The following is a 24,881-nucleotide window of genomic DNA, read 5'->3' as shown; positions in this document are numbered from 1 at the left end:
TAGTAAGGATAAAACCATGAAAAAAATGACCATCAACGACCTAATCAAGTGGAAGCAAGAAGGTCGTAAATTTGCTACTTCAACCGCTTATGATGCGAGCTTTGCCCAACTGTTTGAAAGCCAAGAAATGCCAGTACTTCTTGTTGGTGATTCTCTAGGTATGGTTTTGCAAGGTCACAGCGATACTCTGCCAGTAACGGTCGATGATATCGCTTACCATACTCGTTGCGTACGCGCTGGTAGCCCAAATTGTTTGTTGATGGCAGACATGCCATTCATGAGCTACACCACCCCAGAGCAAGCTTGCGAAAATGCGGCTAAACTGATGCGTGCTGGTGCCAATATGGTAAAAATTGAAGGTGGTGACTGGCTTGTCGACACGGTGAAAATGCTCACTGAACGATCAGTTCCAGTTTGTGCTCATCTTGGTTTAACTCCTCAAGCTGTTAATATTTTTGGTGGTTACAAAATCCAAGGTCGCGATCAAGAAAAAGCAGACCGCATGGTAAAAGACGCATTAGCGCTGCAAGAAGCAGGCGCTCAAATCGTCTTACTAGAATGCGTACCAGCTGAGCTTGCTGAACGTATTACGCAAGTGCTTGACGTTCCTGTTATCGGTATTGGTGCAGGTAACGTAACAGATGGTCAAATTCTCGTGATGCATGATATGTTCGGTATTTCTGCCAACTACATGCCGAAATTCTCCAAAAACTTTCTTGCTGAAACAGGTGATATGCGCAAAGCCGTTACTAAATACATTGAAGATGTAGCCAACGGTGTATTCCCAGACGACGCTCATACCATTGCCTAGAGGATAAATGCATGCAAACTTTTGCGGAAATCTCAGCAGTTCGTGAACACCTTAAAACCTTTAAACGTGAAGGTCGTAAAGTGGCGTTTGTCCCTACCATGGGCAACCTTCACGAAGGCCACTTAACTTTAGTGCGTAAAGCACGCGAATACGCTGATATCGTTGTCGTAAGCATCTTTGTTAATCCGATGCAGTTTGATCGTGCAGACGATTTAAATAATTACCCACGCACGCTAGAGGAAGACTTAAGCAAGTTAACCTCTGAAGGGGTCGATGTGGTATTTACGCCAACACCAGAAGTTATCTACCCTGAAGGTCTGGATAAGCAAACCTTCGTCGATGTCCCTGGCCTATCAACAATTCTCGAAGGCGCGTCTCGACCAGGTCATTTCCGTGGCGTGACGACGATAGTGAATAAGCTGTTTAACATCGTACAACCGGATGTCGCGTGCTTCGGCGAGAAGGACTTCCAACAACTTGCTGTTATCCGCAAGATGGTTGATGACCTAGCAATGGACATTGAAATCATCGGTGTACCAACCGTACGTGAAATGGACGGTTTAGCAATGAGTTCACGCAATGGCTTGCTTACGCTGGACGAGCGTCAACGTGCGCCTGTACTTGCTCGTACAATGCGTTGGATCAGCAGTGCCATTCGCGGTGGCCGCGATGACTACGCATCGATCATCGAAGATGCAAGCGACCAACTTCGAGCTGCAGGTCTGCACCCTGATGAGATCTTCATTCGTGATGCTCGTACATTACAAGTGATCACACCAGAAACGACACAAGCTGTCATTCTGATGTCTGCGTTCCTAGGCAAAGCTCGTCTTATCGATAACCAAACGGTAGATATGGTTGTCGAAGCGAAGGAAGAAGCTGAATCTAACAATACAAACTCAGAGAGCGCAGAGTAAGCTCTGAGTCATAAAAGTAAAAAGGTCGACTCTTAGTCGACCTTTTTTATACTCTACGTATAGACGCAATCTAACCCTTCAGGGCGAGTTTTAAACCGCTTGTGCAGCCACATCCACGCTGGAATATCACGTTTTATCATTTTCTCAAGCTCTTGGTTCAAGATGCTTGCCGCTTTAACCGCATTACGTCTCTCGAAACGCTCGCTAATGTCTTTTCCAATGTACAGCGTGTAATGGTGATTTTTACTCACTGTAACACCAGATATAACCGCGCACTTTGTTGCATCAATGAGAACACTAGACCCGACGGTACTCGCCGCTTGTTCAACAGCAAAAAACGGCGCAAAAACAGAATGGCTAACGCCATAATCATGGTCGGGCAAATACCAAAGTCGATGACCATTCTTCAGAACTTTGAGCATTGATTTCACGTCTTTTCGATCAATCATTTGATGTCCAAAACGAGTTCGACCTCGATGTTGAATAAACTCATAAGCAGGATTCGAATTTGGGCGATAAACGCCATAACCTTGGGCAAACTGGCTAAAAATACGAGCGGTTATCTCCAAGTTTAAATGGTGACTGCACACCACCAACACACCACGTCCATTCTTTTCCTCAGCGAGTAAACGATCTTTTCCAACAATAGAGGTTATCCGACGTATCCGCCAATCTGGCCAAAACCAAGCGATACCGGTTTCGATGATCGCCATTCCAGTATATTGAAAGTTTTTTCGTACTACGTCCTTACATTGCCAATCCGTAAAATCAGGGAAACACAGCTGGAGATTACGCAGAGCGATCTTGTGTCGGCGCTTCATTACATGCATCGCAATACAGCCGATGCTTCTACCTAAGATTCGCAATACTACGTATGGCAGTACATTAACAAGAATCGCTAAAGATCCAAATGCCAGCCATACAGACCAATATTTGGGCTTAAGTAACTGATAGGAGAAAGGCGGCGGCGGGACAATATTCATAGGATCACTCATTTATTACAAATGATTGAAACCTACCATGATAAAAACCGAAAAATTGTATGGGTATGTATTGTTATGCATGCGAAAGAGCAGCGTGAATCGCCGCTCTTTGCTTTATGAGAATGGCTTAGCTTCTTAGCCCAATCCCTTTGGTTACTAGATAATGCGCAATGGCATACAGTGCAACAACAAACACTGCAAGTACACTAAATGAAGTGATAATGCCTACATCCGAGACACCTAAAAAGCCGTAACGGAACGCATTCACCATGTAGACGATTGGGTTGATCTTAGAAACGCCTTGCCAAAATTCAGGCAGAAGACTAATCGAATAAAAGACACCTCCCAAGTAAGTTAGAGGAGTCAATACAAACGTAGGGATGATCGAAATATCATCAAATGTTTTTGCGTAAACCGCATTGATCAGGCCACCGAGAGCAAATACCACCGACGTCATGAAGACAGTCGCGACAATAATGCCCCAGTGCTCCACTTGCAAATCAACGAACAAAAGTGACACACAAGTAACAATTGCACCGACCAACAAACCTCGAGTCACGCCGCCCATCACATAGCCAGCAATAATCACATAGTTTGGTACCGGTGCCACCAGCAGTTCTTCAATATTCTTCTGTAGCTTTGCACTAAAGAATGAAGACGCAACATTCGAGTATGAGTTGGTGATCACCGACATCATGATCAAACCTGGAACAATGTACTCCATGTAACTAAAGCCGCTCATCTCACCAATTCGAGAGCCAATAAGATTACCGAAAATGATGAAGTACAACGTCATCGTAATGGCTGGCGGCACTAAGGTTTGCACCCAAATACGTGTAAAACGAGTGACTTCTTTGCTCAGCAAGCTGCGAAATGCCGTCCAATATAAACCGTACATTTAATTACTCCCCTCTCTTACAATGCTGACAAACAACTCTTCAAGTCGGTTGGCTTTGTTACGCATTGAGAGAACTTTAATGCCATGCTCTGTTAACTGACTGAATACCGAATTCAATCCTTGGCTCTTATCTAGTTCTATCTCTAAAGAGCCATCAACAATACTTTGTCGATTAACACCTTCAAGCTCAGGCACCTCGACTTCTGACTCAATATCCAAGATAAATGTCTCGACGCTTAGCTTACCTAGTAACGCCTTCATGGTGGTATTTTCAATCAGCTCACCACGATTAATAATGCCGATATTTCGACACAGCATCTCCGCTTCTTCTAGGTAGTGTGTCGTTAAAATAATCGTAATTCCTTGCTCTTGGTTGATCTCTTTCAGAAACCCCCACATTGAGCGGCGTAGTTCAATATCCACTCCAGCCGTTGGTTCATCTAAAATGAGTAATTGCGGCTCGTGCATCAAAGCTCTTGCGATCATTAAACGACGCTTCATCCCACCGGATAGGTTACGAGCACGCTCTTGGCGTTTTTCCCATAAATCCAATTTTTTCAGGTATTTTTCTGCTCTTTCTTTGGCTAACACTTTAGACACACCGTAATAGCCAGCTTGCTGCATCACAATTTGCTCAACGGTTTCAAACTGGTTGAAGTTGAACTCTTGTGGCACCAAGCCTAAATTCTGCTTGGCCAATTCGAGGTCGGTATCAATGTCATAACCGAAAACTTTCGTCGTTCCGGAGGTTTTATTCACTAAGGAGGAAATGATGCCAATCGTGGTCGATTTTCCTGCACCATTGGGACCCAGAAGCGCGTAGAAGTCACCCTTTTTCACTTGGAGACTTATACCTTTTAACGCCTCAAAGCCACCTGCATACGTCTTGCGCAGTTGTTCAATTTCTAATGCGTACATAAGGTCTTGATTGCCGTTTGTTTGTGATTACTAATACCGACTCATATTTAGCAGCGGTTTACTACAAAATCGCCTTGGGTATCGTATTGGAGGTCCATCAGTTTATCGTTGAATAACGATGATTACAAATAAACCTTTCGATAATATTGGAAATATAACCCTTACCTTGTAAAGGTTATCTCTGAGTAAGACAAAATAGAGCATAAAAAAACGCAACAGGACACTGTTGCGTTTTTAACTGTCAGAATGATTACGCCGTTATGCGCTGATACTGGTCTGCCTCAACATGTGCCACCGCCGCATTCAATGCTTCGTAACGGAATTGGTACATATTTTCATCAGGCACAAGGTCAATCACATGGAATTTCTCTAGCTGTTCTCGTGTTCGCTCATTCGGGCATAATAAATACACGGCACAATTGGCATCGAGAGCATCCTTAATCGCATTCTCTAACGCCAAACCGACGGTCACATCAATCATTGGTACATCCGTAAGATCGAGAATCATCACGTCATAGTCCGAAATACTAGAGTGCTGACGTGAAATGGCTTTAGAAACACTAAAGATCATCGGACCGGAAAGATAAAAGAACAGCACTTTACCATTCGCACGATCCAACAAGCCACGCTCGCTGTCAGTCAGCGGCACATCATCTTCATCCGCGTCGCTGATCGCTTTTACTTGTCGCGCCTGCTCTCGGCTCAAACGCTCGATGATGATAATGTTCGAGATAAAGACGCCTAAACCCACCGCAACGATAAGATCAACGAATACTGTAAGCAACATAACGCCATACATCACCGCCATTCCGGAAAAGCTTACCTTATGTGCCCTCTGAATAAAGCTCCAGTCTAGGATGTTAAAGCCAACATACACCGCAATGCCTGCTAACACAGCCATCGGGATTGGCTCTGTTAACCCGCCAGCAACCAGTACAACCAACGCCAACATTAGTGCACGAATCACACCAGATAATGGCGAACGAGCCCCAACTTGGATATTCGTTACCGTCCCCATGGTAGCCCCCGCCCCCGGCAGCGCACCAAACAAGCCTGAGATCATGTTAGCTAACCCTTGACCTCGCAGCTCTTTATCTGAGTCGTGTTCTTTACGAGTTAATGAGTCACCGATAACCGCCGTTAACAAAGTATCAATACAACCTAATGTGCCGAGCACTAATGCATCAATGACCATCTCGACAAACATATCTGTGTCAATATAAGGGGCGACGAGAGAAGGTAACCCAGCAGGAATTTCACCGATACGACGAATATCTTCTGTATCAAAGAGAATCACAGACAATAAAGTCACCGCGACCAATGCCACGAGCTGTGCAGGAACGTATTTACGATATTGCTTAGGGAAGAAAAAAAGAATCCCCAAAGTCAGTAGTCCCAAAAACAACTCACTGAACTTAAGGTTAGAAATGGTCTCCGGCAAAGCAGATAACGTTCCGAGTACTCCCCCTGAAGGCGCAGCATGCCCCATCAAAGGCGATAACTGCAGAATGATAAGAATCACACCAATGCCAGACATAAACCCGGAAATAACGCTATAAGGCATTAAGGTAACGTATTTACCCAGTTTTAACGTCCCCAATAGGATTTGGAACGCGCCAGCCATCATGACAACCGTGAAAGTCATAGCCATGCCCGTTTCTGGGTATTTCGCCATCATACTGGTTAATACTGCGGTCATGATTACCGTCATTGGCCCTGTCGGTTCTGATATTAACGTATTAGAACCACCAAATAACGAGGCAAACAAACCGACCATTATTGCTCCCCAAAGGCCGGCCTCAGCACCGGCTCCGGATGCAACACCAAACGCTAACGCCAGAGGGAGAGAGATAATCGCCGTGGTTACCCCGCCAAATACATCCCCTTTGAAATTGATATCTTCAAAACGACTACCGAACACTGCTGATTTTCCCTGCATTCAATTTTAAAAAGTAAAATATCACTACTTTAACGAGCTAGGCGAAAATTTAAACCATAAATAGATTAAGGCTAAATTCACACCACAAATAGTTTCATCAGATTTTACTTTTTTCTTAATGAAAACTAGTCAGATGAGTCCTATCTGACGAATATTTAACGAGATCGAAATTGTAACATTGTGTATAGTTACAACACTGATCGCTTGCATGTGCACACAAACAGCGGCAGCGATTTTGTCTTTTAAGGGAAGTAGTTTGCAAAATGCCGGAAATAAAACAGTTATTTGAAAACAATTCGAAATGGTCTCAAGAGATCAAATCTGATCGACCTGAATACTTCGCAAAACTCGCTGAGGGGCAAAAGCCTGATTTTCTTTGGATTGGCTGCTCTGATAGCCGCGTCCCTGCCGAGCGACTAACCGGACTATACTCAGGTGAACTCTTTGTTCATCGGAATGTTGCAAACCAAGTTATCCATACTGATCTCAACTGTCTATCCGTCGTCCAGTACGCCGTAGACGTTCTTAAGGTTAAACACATCATTGTCTGTGGACACTATGGATGTGGTGGCGTAAATGCAGCCATTGATAACCCTAAGCTAGGTCTTATTAATAATTGGCTGTTACATATCAGAGATATCTATTTCAAACACCGCACTTACCTAGATCAAATGCCGCAACAAGATCGAGCGGATAAACTAGGCGAGCTTAATGTTGCAGAGCAAGTGTACAACTTGGGTAACTCAACCATCCTGCAAAACGCTTGGGAGCGTGGACAAGATGTTGAAATTCATGGTGTGGTATACGGAATTGAAGATGGTCGCTTAGAGTACTTAGGCATTCGTTCTAACTCTAAGGAAACCGTAGAAGCGTCTTACCAGAAAGCTCTTTCGACGATTCTAAATACAGATAACAAGCTGCTTTGTCGCTAAGTCATATCTAAAAGTTGAACAAAAAACGCCCATCTTAGATGGGCGTTTTTTTTATATTTTTAATGCTGCTCTCAATGATTATTCTTGAGGTACAACTTTACCGATGTATGGTAAGTGGCGGTATTTCTGCGCGTAATCAATACCCACCCCAACGACAAATTCATCTGGAATTTCGAAACCAATCCAATCCACAGGAACATTCACTTCACGACGAGATGGCTTATCTAGGAGCGTACAAATCGCGATAGACTTCGGCTCACGTAGCGAAAGAATCTCACGGATTTTATTTAGTGTGTTACCAGTGTCAATGATGTCTTCAACAAGCAGAATGTCTTTACCTTTGATGTCATCATCCAAATCTTTCAAGATACGAACGTCACGTGAGCTTTCCATCGTGTTGCCGTAGCTTGACGCTGTCATAAAATCAACTTGGTGAGTCAGTTCGATAGCACGTGCCAAGTCTGCCATAAATACAAATGAGCCACGCAATAAGCCTACCAACACAAGATCTTCACTACCTTGATAACGCTCTGTAATTTGTTTGCCTAATTCACGAACTCGCTCCTGAACTTCTTGCTCAGAAATCATGACTTCTATTGTATGTTTCATACTGTGCTCAATCTAAATTTGTGGGTTGAGGTAAGTCGCACGCAAACGATCACCTAATCTTACGGCGTGTAGTGTATCACCACGTTCATTGGGTTGAAAGTCGCATCCTGTTGCCAAAAAATCTTGGAAGAAGGTCTTAGTTTTATAAAGTTCATAGCTAAATTTATCAATAATAATGACATTACTGTATATAAATTGTTCTACAGATGTTGACCTTGTGCATATGCACCATTACACTCATCACTGCTTTAAGCAACTATTAAAATAATCAATTAGGGGGTTACCCCCAATATCAACTCAAATGGCAAGGAAAATGGATATGGACTCAATTGCAAAGAGACCTAGAACTAGGCTTTCTCCAATTAAGCGTAAGCAACAGTTAATGGAAATCGCATTGGAAGTATTTGCGCGCCGCGGCATCGGTCGTGGTGGTCACGCAGATATCGCAGAAATTGCTCAAGTTTCTGTGGCGACTGTTTTTAACTACTTCCCTACACGCGAAGACTTGGTGGATGAAGTTCTCAATCACGTCGTACGTCAGTTCTCAAACTTCCTATCGGATAACATAGACCTAGACTTACATGCACGTGAAAACATCGCCAATATTACTAATGCGATGATCGAGCTTGTCAGCCAAGATTGTCACTGGCTAAAAGTATGGTTCGAGTGGAGTGCTTCAACACGTGACGAAGTATGGCCATTGTTTGTTTCGACTAACCGCACTAACCAGCTGCTAGTACAAAACATGTTCATTAAAGCAATTGAACGCGGTGAGGTGTGTGACCAGCACGATTCAGAACACTTGGCAAACCTGTTCCACGGTATTTGTTACTCACTGTTTGTCCAAGCGAACCGCGCTAAAGGTGAAGCGGAGCTGAAACACCTAGTGAATTCATACTTAGATATGCTTTGCATTTACAACCGTGAACACTAAAGCTTAACTCGTGATATATGTCAGCCCACCGTTTGGTGGGCTTTTTATTGTCTGCTGTCAGCTAAGCACACATTTATATTTCTATATAACAAGCATAAAAAAACCGCTGCAATGCAGCGGCTTCTATCATTCAGTCAGAAAAAGCTTACTTCTTCTTAACTGCTTTTTTGTTTGGCAGGTCAGTGATTGAACCTTCAAATACTTCAGCAGCTAGACCTACAGACTCGTGTAGAGTTGGGTGAGCGTGGATAGTCAGAGCGATATCTTCTGCATCACAGCCCATCTCAATTGCAAGGCCGATTTCACCAAGTAGTTCACCACCGTTAGTACCAACGATAGCACCACCGATTACGCGGTGAGTTTCTTTGTCGAAGATTAGCTTAGTCATACCGTCTGCACAGTCAGATGCGATTGCACGACCTGATGCTGCCCATGGGAATGTTGCTACTTCGTACTTGATGCCTTCTTCTTTCGCTTCTTTTTCAGTCTTACCAACCCAAGCTACTTCTGGCTCAGTGTACGCAATTGAAGGGATAACTTTAGGGTCGAAGTAGTGCTTCTTACCAGAGATAACTTCAGCAGCTACGTGACCTTCATGTACACCTTTGTGAGCAAGCATTGGTTGACCAACGATATCACCGATCGCGAAGATGTGAGGAACGTTAGTACGCATTTGCTTATCAACGTTGATGAAGCCACGCTCGTCAATTTCTAGACCCGCTTTTTCACCGTCGATTAGCTTACCATTTGGTACACGACCGATAGCAACTAGAACCGCATCGTAACGCTCAGCTTCAGCTGGCGCTTTCTTGCCTTCCATTGAAACGTAGATACCGTCTTCTTTTGCTTCAACTGCTGTTACTTTCGTTTCTAGCATTAGCTTGAACTTGTCTTTGATACGCTTAGTAAATACTTTCACGATATCTTTGTCTGCTGCAGGAATTACCTGGTCAAACATTTCAACAACTTCAACTTTAGAACCTAGAGAGTGGTAAACCGTACCCATTTCTAGACCGATGATACCACCGCCCATGATAAGCAGTTTTTCTGGCACTTCTTTTAGTTCAAGAGCGTCAGTAGAGTCCCAAATACGTGGGTCTTCATGCGGGATAAATGGCAGTTTGATTGGACGAGAACCAGCCGCAACGATTGCGTTGTCAAAGTTAACAACTGTTGGCTCACCTTCGCCTTCTACAAGGATAGAGTTAGGGCCAGTGAACTTACCGTAACCGTTAACTACTGTTACGTTACGCATCTTAGCCATACCGCTTAGGCCGCCAGTTAGTTGGTTAACAACTTTTTCTTTCCAGATGCGGATTTTGCTGATGTCTGTTTGAGGCTCACCGAACACAACGCCGTGGTCAGCCATCGCTTTCGCTTCTTCAATTACTTTAGAAACGTGAAGCAGTGCTTTAGATGGGATACAACCCACGTTCAGACATACACCGCCAAGCGTGCTGTAACGTTCAACTAGTACAGTTTCAAGACCTAAGTCCGCACAACGGAATGCAGCGGAGTAACCAGCAGGACCAGAACCAAGTACAACAACTTGGGCTTTAATTTCTTTGCTCATTTTGACCTCTTGTAGTCATTATCCCTAACAGGCTGAGTGGGTATCGATTTTTTATGTTTAAGAGAGATTTGTTTTAAACAGTTATTTCAGACCGCTAACAGTTTACAGAGATGTTAATGGTGTGAAAAGTAAATCAATTTAGCCTGTGAGCTAGACAACAATTCGATTGTGAAAACCCTGAACGAAGCAAGGCTGATAACCAAATTGTCGGTAATTATGATTAGCAGAGGCGGCTAAGTTGCCGCCTCTCATTCATCTAATTTCTATTACAGAACTAGACGACGAATGTCAGATAGACATGAGTTTAGGTAAGTGATGAAGCGCGCACCTTCAGCACCATCGATCACACGGTGGTCGTATGATAGAGACAGTGGAAGTTGTAGACGCGGTTCGAACTCTTTACCGTTCCATACCGGTTTCATTTCTGACTTAGACACACCTAGGATACCAACTTCTGGCGCGTTTACGATTGGAGTAAACGCCGTACCGCCGATACCGCCTAGGCTAGAGATAGTGAAACAGCCACCTTGCATGTCAGCCGCTGTTAGCTTGCCTGCACGTGCTTTCTTAGAAACCGCCATTAGCTCTTCAGATAGCTCGTAGATGCCTTTCTTGTTCACGTCTTTAAATACAGGAACAACTAGACCGTTTGGTGTATCTACCGCGATACCAACATTCACGTATTTCTTCAGAATTAGGCTCTCACCGTCTTCTGATAGAGAAGAGTTGAACGCTGGGAACGCTTCAAGCGCTTTAGCTACCGCTTTCATGATGAACACAAGTGGTGTGATCTTCATGCCAGTGTCTTTCTTCGCTTCAATCGCGTTTTGCTCTTTACGGAATGCTTCAAGAGCCGTGATGTCTGCGTTATCCCACTGTGTAACGTGCGGGATCATTACCCAGTTACGGTGTAGGTTTGCGCCAGAGATCTTCTTGATGCGAGATAGCGGTTGAACTTCTGTCTCACCAAACTTGCTGAAGTCCACTTTTGGCCATGGTAGTAGACCAAGAGCCGCGCCGTCGCCTTTGCCAGATGCTGCTGCACCTGCGCCAGACTCAAGACGCTTAAGTGCATCTTTCACGTAAGCTTGAACGTCTTCTTTTAGGATACGGCTCTTACGACCAGAACCTTTAACCTTAGAAAGATTAACGCCAAATTCACGCGCTAGACGACGAACAACTGGAGACGCGTGAGCGTACTCATCGTTTTCTTTGAAATCGCCAGTCGCTGCTGGAGCTGCTGCCGCTGGAGCTTCTGCTTTAGGAGCTGGAGCTGCAGGTGCTGCCGCTTGAGCTGGAGCTGGAGCTGCTGCAGGAGCAGGTGCTGCGCCCGCCACTTCGAATACCATGATTAGTGAGCCAGTAGACACTTTGTCGCCAGCTGCAATCTTGATTTCTTTAACTGTGCCAGCGAATGGTGCAGGAACTTCCATAGAAGCTTTGTCACCTTCAACAGTGATTAGAGATTGCTCTTCTTCCACTGTGTCGCCAACCGCAACCATGATCTCAGTAACTTCAACTTCGTCGCCGCCGATATCTGGAACGTTCACTTCTTTTGCCGCAGACGCTGCTGGAGCTGCTGCCGCAGGAGCTTCAGCTGCCGCTGGTGCTGCTGGAGCGCCTGAACCTGCTGTTTCGAATACCATGATAAGTGAGCCAGTCGATACTTTATCGCCTGCTGCAACTTTGATCTCTTTTAGAGTACCTGCGAATGGCGCTGGAACTTCCATAGAAGCTTTGTCGCCTTCAACAGTTAGAAGAGATTGCTCTTCTTCGATGCTGTCGCCAACGGCAACCATGATTTCAGTAACTTCTACTTCATCACCACCGATGTCTGGTACGTGAACTTCTTTTAGTTCTGCCGCTGCTGCTGGAGCTGGAGCTGCTGCTGGAGCTGCTTCTGCCGCAGGAGCAGGTGCAGCGTCAGCTGCACCCTCGGCTTCGAAAATCATGATTAGAGAACCAGTAGAAACCTTGTCGCCTTCTGCAACTTTGATTTCTTTAACGATACCCGCTTGAGAAGCAGGAACTTCCATAGAAGCTTTATCGCCTTCAACTGTGATCAGAGACTGCTCTTCTTCAACCTTGTCGCCAACGCTTACAAGAATCTCAGTAACTTCAACCTCATCCGCACCGATGTCTGGTACATTAATTTCGATTGCCATTTCTTATCTACCTTCTTAATTAAGCGTATAGCGGGTTTGTTTTCTCTGTGTCGATGTCGAATTTCTTAATTGCTTCTGCAACTACAGATTTCTCAACTTCGCCACGTTTCGCTAGTTCAGTTAGCGCTGCTACTACTACGTAACCTGCGTTCACTTCGAAGTGACGACGTAGGTTTTCACGGCTGTCTGAACGACCGAAGCCATCAGTACCAAGAACTTTGAAAGACTCAGCAGGAATGTATGCACGAACCTGCTCTGCGTAGTTCTTCATGTAGTCAGTTGCTGCGATAGCAGGTTCAGTACCCATTACTGTTTGGATGTAAGGTACTTTCGCTTCCGCTTCTGGGTGAAGCATGTTGAAACGCTCTGCATCTTGGCCATCGCGAGTTAGTTCGTTGAATGACGTTACAGAGTAAACATCAGAAGCAACACCGTAATCTTCGCTTAGGATTTGAGCTGCTTTACGTACTTCATTCATGATAGTACCAGAGCTCATTAGCTGAACTTTCGCTTTGTCGCCCGTGTAAGTTTCTAGCTTGTAGATACCTTTACGGATGCCTTCTTCAGCGCCTTCTGGCATTGCTGGCATTGCGTAGTTTTCGTTCATTAGCGTTAGGTAGTAGAACACGTTTTCTTGTTCTGGACCGTACATGCGACGGATACCGTCTTGCATGATTACTGCTACTTCGTACGCGAATGTTGGGTCGTAAGAAATACAGTTAGGAACCGTACCCGCCAAAATGTGCGAGTGGCCGTCTTCGTGCTGTAGACCTTCACCGTTCAACGTTGTACGACCCGCAGTTGCACCTAGTAGGAAACCACGTGCTTGTTGGTCACCAGCCATCCACGCCATGTCGCCAACACGTTGGAAGCCGAACATTGAGTAGTAGATGTAGAACGGGATCATTGGTAGGTCGTTTGTCGAGTATGAAGTCGCAGCAGCAACCCATGAAGACATAGCACCTAGCTCGTTGATACCTTCTTGTAGAACCTGACCTGAAGTCGCTTCTTTGTAGTAAGAAACAACGCCACGGTCTTCTGGTGTGTAAGTTTGGCCGTGCGGGTTGTAGATACCGATTTGACGGAACAGACCTTCCATACCGAATGTACGTGCTTCGTCAGCAATGATAGGAACGATGTTCTTACCAATGTTCTTGTTCTTAAGTAGAACGTTTAGCGCACGTACGAATGCCATAGTAGAAGAGATATCACGCTTCTGTTCTTCTAGTAGTGGCTTGAATTCTTCTAGCTCAGGAACGATGAATTCTTGAGTGAATTTTGGTAGACGCTGTGGCGTGTAGCCGTGTAGCGCTTTACGACGAGCGTGTAGGTATTCGTACTCTTTTGAACCTTCTTCAAGTTTCAGGTACGGAAGCTCTTTCACTGCTTCGTCAGTTAGGATGTCTTGAAGACCTAGACGATCACGTAGGTGTAGTACGTGAGTCATGTCCATCTTCTTAACTTGGTGCGCGATGTTCTTACCTTCAGCCGCTTCACCCATGCCGTAACCTTTAACAGTCTTAGCTAGGATTACTGTTGGACGACCTTTAGTTTCTGCCGCGTTTTTGTATGCCGCGTATAGCTTAGAAGACTCGTGACCACCACGCTTAAGTGCGAAGATTTCGTCGTCAGTCATGTCAGCAACAAGTGCAGCTGTCTCTGGGTACTTACCAAAGAAGTGCTCACGTACGTACGCGCCATCTTTTGATTTGAATGTTTGGTAGTCGCCGTCGATCGTTTCATTCATAAGCTGTAGAAGCTTACCAGTCGTATCTTTAGCTAGTAGTGAATCCCAGTTGTTACCCCAGATTACCTTCACTACGTTCCAACCAGCACCTTTGAACAGACCTTCAAGTTCTTGAATGATCTTACCGTTACCCATTACAGGGCCATCTAGACGCTGTAGGTTACAGTTGATTAGGAAACATAGGTTGTCTAGTTTCTCACGCGCAGCGAAAGAGATAGCACCACGTGATTCTGGCTCATCCATCTCACCGTCACCTAGGAACGCGTAAACGCGCTGCTCTGAAGTATCTTTAAGACCACGGCCTTCTAGGTACTTAAGGAAACGAGCTTGGTAGATAGAAGCGATTGGACCTAGGCCCATCGATACTGTCGGGAACTGCCAGAATTCAGGCATCAGTTTAGGGTGCGGGTATGAAGGAATACCTTTTCCGTCTACTTCTTGACGGAAGTTGTCTAGCTGCTCTTCAGTTAGACGACCTTCAACGAATGCACGTGAGTAGATACCTGGTGAAATGTGACCTTGGTAGTAAACTAGGTCGCCACCATCCTTCTCGTTTGGTGCACGGAAGAAGTGGTTGAAACATGTCTCGTAGAACGCAGCAGAAGACTGGAAAGACGCCATGTGGCCGCCTAGCTCTAGGTCTTTCTTAGATGCACGTAGAACGATCATGATAGCGTTCCAACGAATAATTGAGCGAATACGACGCTCAAGTGTTGTGTCACCTGGGTATGCTGGTTCTTGGTCTGCAGGAATCGTGTTGATGTAGTTAGTTGTGATACCTGTTGGCATATCAACACCGTCTAGACGTGCTTTATCTAGAACTTGCTCTAATAGGAATTGAGCACGCTCTAGACCTTCTTCACGTACAACTGACTCAAGCGCTTGTAGCCATTCTTGAGTTTCCAGTGCATCTACGTCATGCTTCATATCAGACATGGCGATCTATCCTTCTGTTGGTTGGATCTACTTATTTAAGTAACGCTCTTACGAGTCATTACCCTGCTGAATTCGACGTAGAGAACGCTCTCGTCGAGACTCTTCTCGAGTCAAATCCAACAATGTTTCTTCGATGTAAGCCAAGTGCGAGTGGGACATTTCTCGCGCCTTTTCAGGCTGACCAGAAACAATCGCATCCACGATATTGGCTCGGTGTTTACTGACTTTCTCGACCGCTTCTGGGCGGCGACGTAGTAATTTAAAATTTTGTAGAATATTTTGCTCAAGCAAAGGTGCTAAGCTTCGAACAATGTGCAACAAAACCACGTTGTGCGCGGCTTCTGTCAAAGCGATCAAAAATTGCATCACTTCCGCAGATTCAGCTTCGATATCGTTGTTTGCTTGCTCTTGGCTAATGCGCTCAAGGCAACCTTGAATACGCGCAAAATCTTCTTCGGTACCACGTAAAGCTGCAAAGTAGGCTGAAATTCCTTCCATCGCATGACGAGACTCAAGCACATCAAGCTGGGTTTCAGAATGACTAGACAACAAATTCAACAAGGGATCTGAAAAGCTCTTCCAGATATTCTCACTTACGAATGTTCCGCCACCTTGGCGACGAGTCAACAAACGCTTCGCTTCCAAGCGTTGAATGGCTTCTCGGACTGAAGGACGAGACACATCGAACTGTTTTGCCAGTTCACGCTCTGGAGGCAGTTGTTGCCCCGGAGACAATGTTCCTTCCACTATCAACCTTTCTAACTCTTGTTCTATAACATCAGAGAGTTTTGGCTGACGAATCCTTTGATAAGCCATAATTTATTGTTCTTCTACTCTTGCAGGTAATTGGTAATACCAATTTTAAGTTGGTGCAGAAATTAACATAATTAAAACGCCACTGTCCAGCCGAAAATTGACCTAAATCATAGAACGAGCTTACTTCCAACACTCTGATAACAATCGACTGTTAAAACAGCAATAGAATTGGTATGACCAATTACATAAAGCATACAAATGGGAAGTCGACGTGCTAGCAGTTTTGGAAAAGAAATACAGAAAATGACAAAATTATCAGTCTATTTATTCACCAAAACGGCATGTGCGAGCGTAAAAATGTAGTTAACTTTTAACAATCATTAATATTTCTGGTATCAAAAAAAGGCATACCTGATCGTATGCCTTATTTATTTCGCTTTTTTGAATTTACACTTTCGCTACAAATCAACGCTGTATAAGCAGTCTATATTTCACCCAATCAAAGCTTAGACCAGGATCGCTTTTTCTCAAGGGCGCAATATATTGATGACCGGTAATTCGTGGCGGGGTGATTTGAGGATAAGACTGCATAATCACCTCAGTGATCTCTGCAAGTGATTGATATTGCGCTTCTGTGTAGGCAGTAAATTCTGTCCCTTCAAGCTCGATACCAATGGAATAGTCATTACAACGCTCCCTGCCTGCGAAACTGGATTGACCGGCATGCCATGCTCTATCAAGAAAAGAAACAAATTGAACAACCTCGCCGTTTCTTTTAATCAAGCAATGTGCAGAAACGCCCATTTTGTGAATGACTTCAAAAAATGGATGTTCATTTGGGTCTAGCTTGCCAGTGAAGAAGTCCTCTATATATGGTCCACCAAACTGACCAGGAGGCAAACTGATATTGTGTACCACCAGCAGAGAGATGTCGTTTATATCAGAGCGGGCATCAAAAAATGGTGACGGAACATGCTTTGCTTGTGTCAGCCAGCCATTCTCGATAATTGGGCGCATATCAACCTCTCTACTTTGCAAATTAACTGCTGAAATTATTGACACCGGAGAGTATCATTCGTTGCCATCTCCCTTTCAAGACAAGATTTGCGATGAAGAACACACACAACATTCAAGAACGCCTAGAATACCTTAAACAACAACTCCCTTTAGAGATCACTCGCTCTGTCGCTGATACCTTAAAAGAAGATCTAGGTGGCAGTGTCGACGCAGATAATGACATTACTGCATCTTTGATCCCTGCCGATGCGGTTAATACCGCAACGATTATTACTCGTGAGCATGGTGTGTTCTGTGGTCAAGCATGGGCTGATGAAGTTTTTAAACAGCTCGGTGGCAAGGTCAGCATTGAATGGCACGTAAAGGACGGCGATAAGGTCAAACCTAACCAAACCCTTTGCACGCTGACAGGCCCTGCTCGTGACCTGTTGACTGGTGAGCGTAACGCAATGAATTTCATCCAAACGCTGTCTGGCTGCGCAACAGTTACCGCAGAGTACGCTGAAAAAATCGCGCATACTGAGTGCCGTCTACTAGACACACGCAAAACCATTCCTGGTCTGCGTAGCGCACTAAAATACGCCGTGACCTGCGGTGGTGGCTTTAACCATCGCATCGGTGTGTTCGACGCTTACCTTATTAAAGAAAATCACATTATTGCTTGTGGTGGCATCACTCAAGCTATCCAAAAAGCGAAAGAGCTCAACCCAGGCAAACCGGTAGAAGTCGAAACGGAAAGCTTAGAAGAGTTGAAACAAGCGATAGAGGCTGGTGCCGACATCATCATGCTCGATAACTTCACAAAAGAAATGATGCGTGAAGCCGTAGCGATTAACGCAGGTCGTGCCGCTTTAGAAAACTCCGGCAACATTACGCTAGAGACCATCGCAGAATACGCAGAAACCGGTGTCGATTACATTTCGGTAGGCGCGTTGACTAAGCATTTAAAAGCGATGGATCTTTCGATGCGCTTCAAATAATAAAAGCAACAAATCTAAATTACTTCAACTAACTCAGTGAGTTGTGAGTAACTCATCATTTAAAAGGGCCAATTGGCCCTTTCTTTTTATCCACTAAAAAAATAGTACTACTCGCAAAACTCTGCATGCGATATGCAACTTTTTACCAAAGAGTTTTATCTCACTCGAGAGCCCATCTCTTCCCCATTTTCAACCCACCTTAACTCTCCATAATCTTTCGCTAATGCAAGAGCATTATTAATTTTTAAGAAAGGGTTAAAAATGAAAAACAGTAAACATAAAAAACAACAGGGTTTTACTCTGATTGAATTGATGATTGTGGTGGCGATTATCGGTATTTTGGCTGCATTTGCCGTGCCTGCCTACTCAGACTACACACAACGAACTCGTGTTGCGGGTGCAGCAGCAGGGATCAGTGGCTTTAAAACAGCCATTGCCATGTGTGCTCAAGAGCGTGGCCAGCTTAACGGTTGCAACAACGCCGCCAATGACATCCCAGCAGCAATTGCAGCAAATAACGCTGGTGCGACCATTGCTTATGTGGACGAGTTAGCGGTTACAAATGGCATTATCACCATGACCACTACCGGTGTTGATGATCAAGGTGCTAACCTGACTTTAACATTGACCCCTCAGATTGGTAATGGTGTTGTACAATGGGACCTAACAGGTACTGGCTGTACAACCGCTGGACGTAGCATAGATTGTTCTGGTAACTAATGCTAACCAACCTCTCAACAGTTCTTCGCCAAGCAGGGATACTGACTTTTTCCCAAGAAGAACTGTTACTTGAGCAAGCTAAAGCTTCTGGTAAATCAATGCCGGAGGCTTTGCTCAATTCTGGCTTTTTTCAATCTCATGAATTAACGGAGCACCTAAGCTCTGTTTTCGGGCTTTCTTGCGCTTCTCTCAATCAATACGAATACGCTTCGTTATGCCAAACACTAGGTTTGCGAGATTTGATCACTCGGCACAACGCTCTGCCGCTTAATCGCACCTCATCAACTTTGATTCTCGCGGTTGCCGATCCAACCAATCTTCAAGCCGAAGACGACTTTCGTTTTGCAACAGGCTTGCAAGTCGAACTTGTTCTGGCTGATTTTCGCGAACTGACCGCTGCGATTCGGCGCTTATATGGTCGTTCATTGAGTCATGAGAAGTCCGGGTTAAAAGAGATCAACCAAGAAGAGTTAGCCAATCTGGTTGACGTGGGCGCAGATGAAATCGACAACATTGAAGACTTGAGCCAAGACGAGTCGCCCGTCAGCCGTTACATAAACCAAATTCTGCTGGACGCTGTGCGCAAAGGCGCATCCGATATCCACTTTGAACCTTATGAAAAGATGTACCGCGTGCGCCTACGCTGTGATGGCATCTTAATTGAAACACAGCAGCCACCAAGCCACTTAAGTCGCCGCTTATCCGCTCGTATCAAAATCCTCTCTAAACTTGATATTGCAGAGCGACGTTTACCACAAGATGGGCGTATTAAGCTCAAGTTGAATCAAGACACCGCAATTGATATGCGTGTATCCACGCTGCCTACTCTATTTGGAGAGAAAATTGTACTACGACTGCTCGACAGCAGCTCTGCATCATTGGATATCGACAAGCTTGGTTATAGCGAACAACAAAAACAATTGTACTTGGATGCGCTGCGTCGCCCACAAGGCATGATTCTGATGACAGGTCCAACCGGGAGCGGAAAAACCGTATCTCTGTACACTGGGCTGAGTATCCTCAATAAGCCAGAAATCAACATTTCCACGGCAGAAGACCCAGTAGAAATTAACTTATCGGGCATTAACCAAGTTCAAGTTCAGCCTAAGATTGGTTTTGGTTTTGCCGAAGCCCTGCGCTCTTTCTTGCGTCAAGACCCCGATGTGGTAATGGTCGGTGAGATTCGTGACTTAGACACTGCGGAAATAGCCATAAAAGCATCGCAAACCGGTCACTTAGTACTTTCAACCTTACATACCAATTCTGCGGCTGAAACGGTTATTCGTTTATCAAACATGGGCGTAGAAAGCTTTAACTTGGCCTCATCTCTTAGTTTGATTATTGCCCAGCGCTTAGCCCGTAAACTGTGCTCGCACTGCAAACAATCACAAGAGCTTACCGTTCAGCTACAACATCTCGGAATTCAAGCAAGCGACAACATTTTTAAAGCCAATCCCGATGGATGCAATGAGTGTACCCATGGTTATTCCGGCCGAACGGGGATTTATGAAGTGATGCGCTTTGATGAATTTCTTTCCGAAGCGCTTATTAAAGGTGCCTCGGTACATGAACTAGAAAAACTCGCCATCGCAAATGGTATGAGCACGTTACAAATGTCGGGCATAGAAAAACTCAAACAAGGGATCACAAGTTTTAGTGAACTACAGCGCGTACTTTATTTTTAATCCTTTAATCAGCAGTCACCTCTATGAAAAGCACTACACCACAACTTAAAAACTTCCGCTGGAAAGGCATCAACAGTTCTGGCAAAAAGACGTCTGGACAAACCCTCGCGATGACAGAAATTGAAGTACGCGAGCGTCTAGACGCACAGCACATCAAGATCAAGAAGTTAAAGAAAAGCAGTATCTCGTTTCTCACTAAACTCAGCCATCGCGTGAAAGCCAGAGACATCACGGTGTTTACCCGTCAGATTTCGACGATGTTGATAACCGGTGTACCCTTAGTTCAGGCTTTAAAATTGGTCTCAGAAAATCATAAAAAAGCAGAGATGAAATCCATTTTGATGAGCGTGACACGCGCCGTTGAAGCGGGGACGCCCATGTCAAAAGCCATGCGCACTGCAAGTGAACACTTTGACCCACTCTATACCGATCTTATCGCCACAGGTGAGCAATCCGGTAACTTAGCAGAAGTGTTCGAGCGCTTAGCCACCTACCGAGAAAAAAATGAACAACTCCGTGCGAAAGTGATCAAAGCTCTGATTTACCCAGCGATGGTAGTGCTAGTAGCGTTAGGCGTGTCGTTTATCATGCTCACCAAAGTCATTCCCGAGTTTGAAAAAATGTTTGTTGGTTTTGGTGCTGACTTACCGTGGTTTACCAGGCAAGTATTAGATCTTTCCGCCTGGACACAAAACTGGTGTCCGTTTATCGCACTAGGCTCCATTAGTTTATTCATTTCGGCGAGAATCCTCTCTAAGCGTTCAGATTCTTTTCGCTTAATGCTCAACCGCTCTGTGCTTAAATTTCCTGTCCTGGGCCCTGTATTATCAAAAGCCGCTATCGCCAAATTTAGTCGAACACTCGCCACAAGCTTTACAGCGGGCATTCCAATTCTAACCAGTTTAAAAACTACATCAAAAACATCAGGAAACTTGCACTATCAACTCGCCATAGAAGAAGTTTACCGTGATACCGCCGCAGGTATGCCAATGTATGTAGCCATGCGCAACTGTAATGTGTTCCCTGAATTGGTGTTACAAATGGTTATGATCGGTGAAGAGTCTGGTCGACTTGACGATATGCTCAATAAAGTTGCAACAATCTACGAGTTTGAAGTCGACAACACCGTCGACAACCTTAGTAAAATTCTAGAGCCACTAATTATCGTTTTTTTAGGTATCGTTGTTGGCGGATTAGTGACAGCAATGTACTTGCCAATCTTTAACTTAATGAGTGTATTGGGCTAGAATGAGCTGTTAACTCCTTTAAAACAGCATCTTGCTGATTTCACTCATCGCTCAAGAGACAAATATGGAAGTATTCCAGTACTACCCTTGGCTATTCGTTGTGTTTGCCACCATCTTCGGTCTTATCGTGGGTAGCTTCCTCAATGTGGTTATTTATCGACTACCTAAAATCATGGAACTAGAATGGCGACGCGAATGTGCCGAGTCATTTCCTGAATACAAAATAGAACCTCCTAAAGAAGTGCTGACCTTGAGCGTCCCACGCTCCTCCTGCCAGAAATGCGCAACACCGATACGTATTCGCGACAACATTCCTGTGATTAGCTGGCTGCTTTTAAAAGGCAAATGTCACAACTGTCAGACAACCATTAGCACACGCTATCCACTGATTGAACTGCTCACTGCATTCTGCTCAGGCTTTGTCGCTTACCACTTTGGTTTTAGTTACTTTACCGTTGCACTACTCTTTTTCACTTTTATCTTAATCGCTGCAACATTTATCGATCTCGATACTATGTTGTTACCTGACCAATTAACATTACCATTAACTTGGGCTGGCATTGCCTTAGCATTAGTCGAAATAAGTCCTGTTACTCTACAAGATTCTGTCATTGGTGCTATTGCTGGTTACCTATGTCTCTGGTCCGTTTACTGGGGCTTTAAGCTACTTACTGGTAAAGAAGGAATGGGATATGGTGATTTTAAACTACTAGCAGCACTAGGGGCTTGGCTGGGCTGGCAGTCACTGCCGATGATCATTCTACTTTCTTCTGTGGTTGGCATCGTATTTGGCATCATTCAACTACGCTTGCAAAAGCAGGGAATTGAAAAAGCTTTCCCTTTCGGTCCTTACTTAGCAATTGCTGGTTGGATAAGCTTAATTTGGGGCGAGCAGATTTTAAACTGGTACTTTACTTCAGTTCTAGGAGTGTAAATGGCTTTGGTTATTGGTTTAACAGGTGGTATCGCTAGTGGAAAAACAACCGTCGCGAATCTGTTCAAACAACAATTTAAAATCGATATCGTTGATGCCGACATTGTAGCAAGAGAAGTTGTCGAACCAGGTACTCCCGGCCTAAACGCGATTATTGAACACTTTGGTCACGATATCGTTCGTGAAGACCAAACTTTAGATCGCGCAAAGCTGAGAGAAAAAATCTTTTCGAATTCAGATGAAAAAGCATGGCTCAACGCACTGTTGCACCCGATAATTCGTGAAAAGATGATCGAAGATTTGCAGCAAGTCACTTCAGAGTATGCGTTACTTGTGGTGCCGTTGCTCGTAGAAAACAAGCTAGATAGTTTGTGTGATCGCGTTCTTGTCGTCGATGTAGAACCGAATACACAGATATCTCGCACGATGAAACGAGACAATGTGAGTGAAGATCAAGTTCGCGCCATCCTTGCCTCTCAAGCATCAAGAGAGCAAAGGCTCGCGCTTGCAGACGATGTGGTTAAGAATAATCCAAGTGACCCTGATCTTTTGCTTCAAATCACAGATTTGCACGAAAAGTACCTAGCCATGTGTAAGAAAAATCTGCGAAAATAGGAACGAAACTCACAAAGGCTTATGTCGATGACCACGCACAAATTTGAACATCCGTTAAATGAGAAAACTCGTATTTATCTAAGAGTGGAGTCTCTGCTGCGTCAGGCTCACTTGGCCTCTGGGTTTAGCGAAAATCATCAGTATCAACTGTTTTTCCGTGCGTTATTCGATATGGTTGAGATCTTCGAACAGATCCAGTTGAAAAGTGAACTGGCTAAAGATCTTGAGAAGCAACGGCTGTCGTACCGCCATTGGCTAAATGTTGATGGCGTCGATCAAGACGCATTAAATACCCTACTACAAGAGATAGATGTCGTTCATAGCCAACTGATGGGTGCAGAACGTTTTGGCCAAGCATTAAAAGAAGATCGCTTCCTAAGCTCTATCCGTCAACGCTTTAATCTACCGGGTGGTTCATGCTGTTTTGATCTGCCAGCATTACACTACTGGCTTCATCTACCTATTGAACGTAAAAAGCGTGATGCACAACAGTGGCAAGCAAGCTTAAAGCCCTTATCTGATGCGCTTTCGTTATGGTTAAAGCTCACTAGAGAGACCGGACATTTCAAAGCTCAAATCGGTCGTGCAGGTTTCTTCCAAAGTGACGCTGATGAAGCCAACATTCTAAGACTTCACATCCCAATGGAATATGGCGTGTATCCTATGATTTCAGGCCATAAAAACCGCTTTGCGATCAAGTTCATGTCGTTTGAAAACGGTCAAGCGTGCACACAAGATATTGAATTTGAACTTGCTGTGTGCAGCTAAGACGACACTTAGCCTCGCCTCCATAATCTAAAATTCAACGCTTTATTGCGCTTATATTTGATAAAATTTCGTAGCAGCAATAGCGCGTTGAATAAGCCATCTTTAATTCGTTTAGGTATACTACCCTTTAACACCAATTAGTAATGGGACGCTCAACTATGTCTAAAGTTACCATCGTTCAATGTCCACAATGTGGCGCCGACGTAGAATGGGGAGAACAAAGTCCTCATCGCCCTTTCTGCAGTAAACAATGCCAAATGATTGATTTTGGTGAATGGGCAGATGAAGAAAACACCATCCCAGGCGCACCCGATATGTCCGATAGTGATGGCTGGTCTGAAGACCAGTATTAAATTGAGACCTAGGGTAAAGGAATACCCTAGGTTCCTTCTTGGGGAACCTGAATCACGCTCCGTCGTCGCTGTCCAGAATGACGAATTTGAACCTCGGTGCTATATAATCTTTGACCATCATTTTCCGTCATTCCGAGTAGCCATAGCGACATCAGGAATCTACTCACAGTAAGGATGAAGCTAACAACTTAAACACTTGCATGCTCGACTAGTAGATTCTGAATCACGCTCCTTCGTCGCTGTCCAGAATGACGAATTTTAACCACGGTACTCTATAATCTTTGACCATCATTTCCTGTCATTCCGAGGAGCCATAGCGGCATCAGGAATCTACGCATAGCAAGGATGAAGCTAACAACGTAAACAATTGCATGCTCGACTAGTAGATTCTGAATCACGCTCCTTCGTCGCTGTCCAGAATGACGAATTTTAACCACGGTACTC

The 24,881-nt window shown here is 44.6% G+C and carries 22 protein-coding genes; 12 read left to right on the top strand and 10 right to left on the bottom strand.

All coding sequences use genetic code 11. The features are described 5' to 3' along the window. Nucleotides 1-16: 16 nt before the first annotated feature. Entirely contained in the window at nucleotides 17-811 is a 795-nt protein-coding gene (gene panB / locus R7127_RS03815; RefSeq protein ID WP_172563501.1) for a 3-methyl-2-oxobutanoate hydroxymethyltransferase, read from the top strand. Between the two features lie 11 nt (nucleotides 812-822). After that, entirely contained in the window at nucleotides 823-1,728 is a 906-nt protein-coding gene (gene panC, locus R7127_RS03810; protein ID WP_005380005.1) for a pantoate--beta-alanine ligase, read from the top strand. A gap of 53 nt (nucleotides 1,729-1,781) precedes the next feature. Here panC and R7127_RS03805 read toward each other — a convergent pair whose 3' ends face one another. The 4 genes from R7127_RS03805 to R7127_RS03790 all read right to left on the bottom strand — a co-directional run bounded on the left by R7127_RS03805 (nucleotide 1,782) and on the right by R7127_RS03790 (nucleotide 6,448). Further along, nucleotides 1,782-2,711 (bottom strand): Kdo(2)-lipid IV(A) acyltransferase, encoded by a 930-nt coding sequence (locus R7127_RS03805; protein ID WP_053304122.1) that lies wholly within the window; start codon nucleotides 2,709-2,711, stop codon nucleotides 1,782-1,784. Between the two features lie 127 nt (nucleotides 2,712-2,838). After that, a complete protein-coding gene (locus R7127_RS03800) occupies nucleotides 2,839-3,609 on the bottom strand; it encodes an ABC transporter permease (protein ID WP_005380002.1) in 771 nt (256 codons plus the stop codon). After that, on the bottom strand, nucleotides 3,610-4,527 hold the full coding sequence (locus tag R7127_RS03795; RefSeq protein ID WP_005380000.1) for an ABC transporter ATP-binding protein: 918 nt from the start codon (nucleotides 4,525-4,527) through the stop codon (nucleotides 3,610-3,612). Nucleotides 4,528-4,777: 250 nt separating this feature from the next. After that, entirely contained in the window at nucleotides 4,778-6,448 is a 1,671-nt protein-coding gene (locus R7127_RS03790; RefSeq protein WP_005379997.1) for a SulP family inorganic anion transporter, read from the bottom strand. A 281-nt stretch (nucleotides 6,449-6,729) separates the two neighbouring features. On the opposite strand from R7127_RS03790, the gene can reads away from it, so the two are divergent. Beyond that, nucleotides 6,730-7,398: a carbonate dehydratase gene (can, locus tag R7127_RS03785; RefSeq protein ID WP_005379996.1), complete on the top strand. Its 669-nt coding sequence runs from the start codon at nucleotides 6,730-6,732 to the stop codon at nucleotides 7,396-7,398. 78 nt (nucleotides 7,399-7,476) lie between these two features. Here the strand turns inward: can and hpt are convergent, their stop codons facing one another. Then, a complete protein-coding gene (gene hpt / locus R7127_RS03780; protein ID WP_005379995.1) occupies nucleotides 7,477-8,007 on the bottom strand; it encodes a hypoxanthine phosphoribosyltransferase in 531 nt (176 codons plus the stop codon). Between the two features lie 319 nt (nucleotides 8,008-8,326). Between hpt and opaR the strand changes: the two genes are divergently transcribed. Then, nucleotides 8,327-8,941, top strand: coding sequence for a transcriptional regulator OpaR (opaR, locus tag R7127_RS03775; RefSeq protein WP_005379994.1), 615 nt, complete (start codon nucleotides 8,327-8,329; stop codon nucleotides 8,939-8,941). Between the two features lie 145 nt (nucleotides 8,942-9,086). On the opposite strand, the gene lpdA is transcribed toward opaR, so the two are convergent. The 5 genes from lpdA to ampD form a co-directional block, all read right to left on the bottom strand. Then, a complete protein-coding gene (gene lpdA / locus R7127_RS03770) occupies nucleotides 9,087-10,514 on the bottom strand; it encodes a dihydrolipoyl dehydrogenase (protein ID WP_005379993.1) in 1,428 nt (475 codons plus the stop codon). Between the two features lie 266 nt (nucleotides 10,515-10,780). Then, the gene (gene aceF, locus R7127_RS03765) at nucleotides 10,781-12,679 is read right to left on the bottom strand and encodes a pyruvate dehydrogenase complex dihydrolipoyllysine-residue acetyltransferase (RefSeq protein ID WP_005386611.1); all 1,899 of its coding nucleotides are present in this window, start codon (nucleotides 12,677-12,679) and stop codon (nucleotides 10,781-10,783) included. A gap of 19 nt (nucleotides 12,680-12,698) precedes the next feature. After that, nucleotides 12,699-15,362, bottom strand: a complete 2,664-nt coding sequence (gene aceE, locus R7127_RS03760) for a pyruvate dehydrogenase (acetyl-transferring), homodimeric type (RefSeq protein ID WP_005386612.1) — start codon at nucleotides 15,360-15,362, stop codon at nucleotides 12,699-12,701. A 48-nt stretch (nucleotides 15,363-15,410) separates the two neighbouring features. Then, nucleotides 15,411-16,178, bottom strand: coding sequence for a pyruvate dehydrogenase complex transcriptional repressor PdhR (pdhR, locus tag R7127_RS03755; protein ID WP_005379989.1), 768 nt, complete (start codon nucleotides 16,176-16,178; stop codon nucleotides 15,411-15,413). Between the two features lie 405 nt (nucleotides 16,179-16,583). Next, nucleotides 16,584-17,135 carry a 1,6-anhydro-N-acetylmuramyl-L-alanine amidase AmpD gene (gene ampD / locus R7127_RS03750; protein WP_042521337.1) on the bottom strand — a complete coding sequence of 184 codons (552 nt, stop codon included), beginning with the start codon at nucleotides 17,133-17,135 and terminating at the stop codon, nucleotides 16,584-16,586. Nucleotides 17,136-17,227: 92 nt separating this feature from the next. Here ampD and nadC point away from each other — a divergent pair, with 92 nt between their 5' ends. The 8 genes from nadC (at nucleotide 17,228) to yacG (ending at nucleotide 24,437) form a co-directional block, all read left to right on the top strand. Continuing rightward, the gene (gene nadC, locus R7127_RS03745) at nucleotides 17,228-18,115 is read left to right on the top strand and encodes a carboxylating nicotinate-nucleotide diphosphorylase (protein WP_017820396.1); all 888 of its coding nucleotides are present in this window, start codon (nucleotides 17,228-17,230) and stop codon (nucleotides 18,113-18,115) included. Nucleotides 18,116-18,376: 261 nt separating this feature from the next. Beyond that, nucleotides 18,377-18,835 (top strand): pilin, encoded by a 459-nt coding sequence (locus R7127_RS03740; protein WP_064368760.1) that lies wholly within the window; start codon nucleotides 18,377-18,379, stop codon nucleotides 18,833-18,835. Beyond that, nucleotides 18,835-20,520: a type IV-A pilus assembly ATPase PilB gene (gene pilB, locus R7127_RS03735; protein WP_206949411.1), complete on the top strand. Its 1,686-nt coding sequence runs from the start codon at nucleotides 18,835-18,837 to the stop codon at nucleotides 20,518-20,520. Before R7127_RS03740 ends, pilB begins: the two co-directional genes overlap by 1 nt. 23 nt (nucleotides 20,521-20,543) lie before the next feature. Next, complete coding sequence (locus R7127_RS03730) at nucleotides 20,544-21,767, top strand: type II secretion system F family protein (protein ID WP_262584474.1); 1,224 nt, start codon at nucleotides 20,544-20,546, stop codon at nucleotides 21,765-21,767. Between the two features lie 64 nt (nucleotides 21,768-21,831). Then, the gene (locus R7127_RS03725) at nucleotides 21,832-22,701 is read left to right on the top strand and encodes a prepilin peptidase (RefSeq protein WP_025768182.1); all 870 of its coding nucleotides are present in this window, start codon (nucleotides 21,832-21,834) and stop codon (nucleotides 22,699-22,701) included. Beyond that, nucleotides 22,702-23,316: a dephospho-CoA kinase gene (gene coaE, locus R7127_RS03720; protein ID WP_017635920.1), complete on the top strand. Its 615-nt coding sequence runs from the start codon at nucleotides 22,702-22,704 to the stop codon at nucleotides 23,314-23,316. It abuts the gene before it with no gap. A gap of 27 nt (nucleotides 23,317-23,343) precedes the next feature. Beyond that, entirely contained in the window at nucleotides 23,344-24,084 is a 741-nt protein-coding gene (gene zapD, locus R7127_RS03715) for a cell division protein ZapD (protein WP_005373086.1), read from the top strand. 158 nt (nucleotides 24,085-24,242) lie between these two features. Continuing rightward, nucleotides 24,243-24,437: a DNA gyrase inhibitor YacG gene (yacG, locus tag R7127_RS03710; protein ID WP_017635922.1), complete on the top strand. Its 195-nt coding sequence runs from the start codon at nucleotides 24,243-24,245 to the stop codon at nucleotides 24,435-24,437. The last annotated feature ends 444 nt before the right edge of the window (nucleotides 24,438-24,881 follow it).

Origin of the sequence: Vibrio sp. 1159, from assembly GCF_033340395.1 — a bacterium.
GTDB lineage: Bacteria > Pseudomonadota > Gammaproteobacteria > Enterobacterales > Vibrionaceae > Vibrio > Vibrio alginolyticus.
This window is presented reverse-complemented; position numbering and strand designations above follow the sequence as displayed.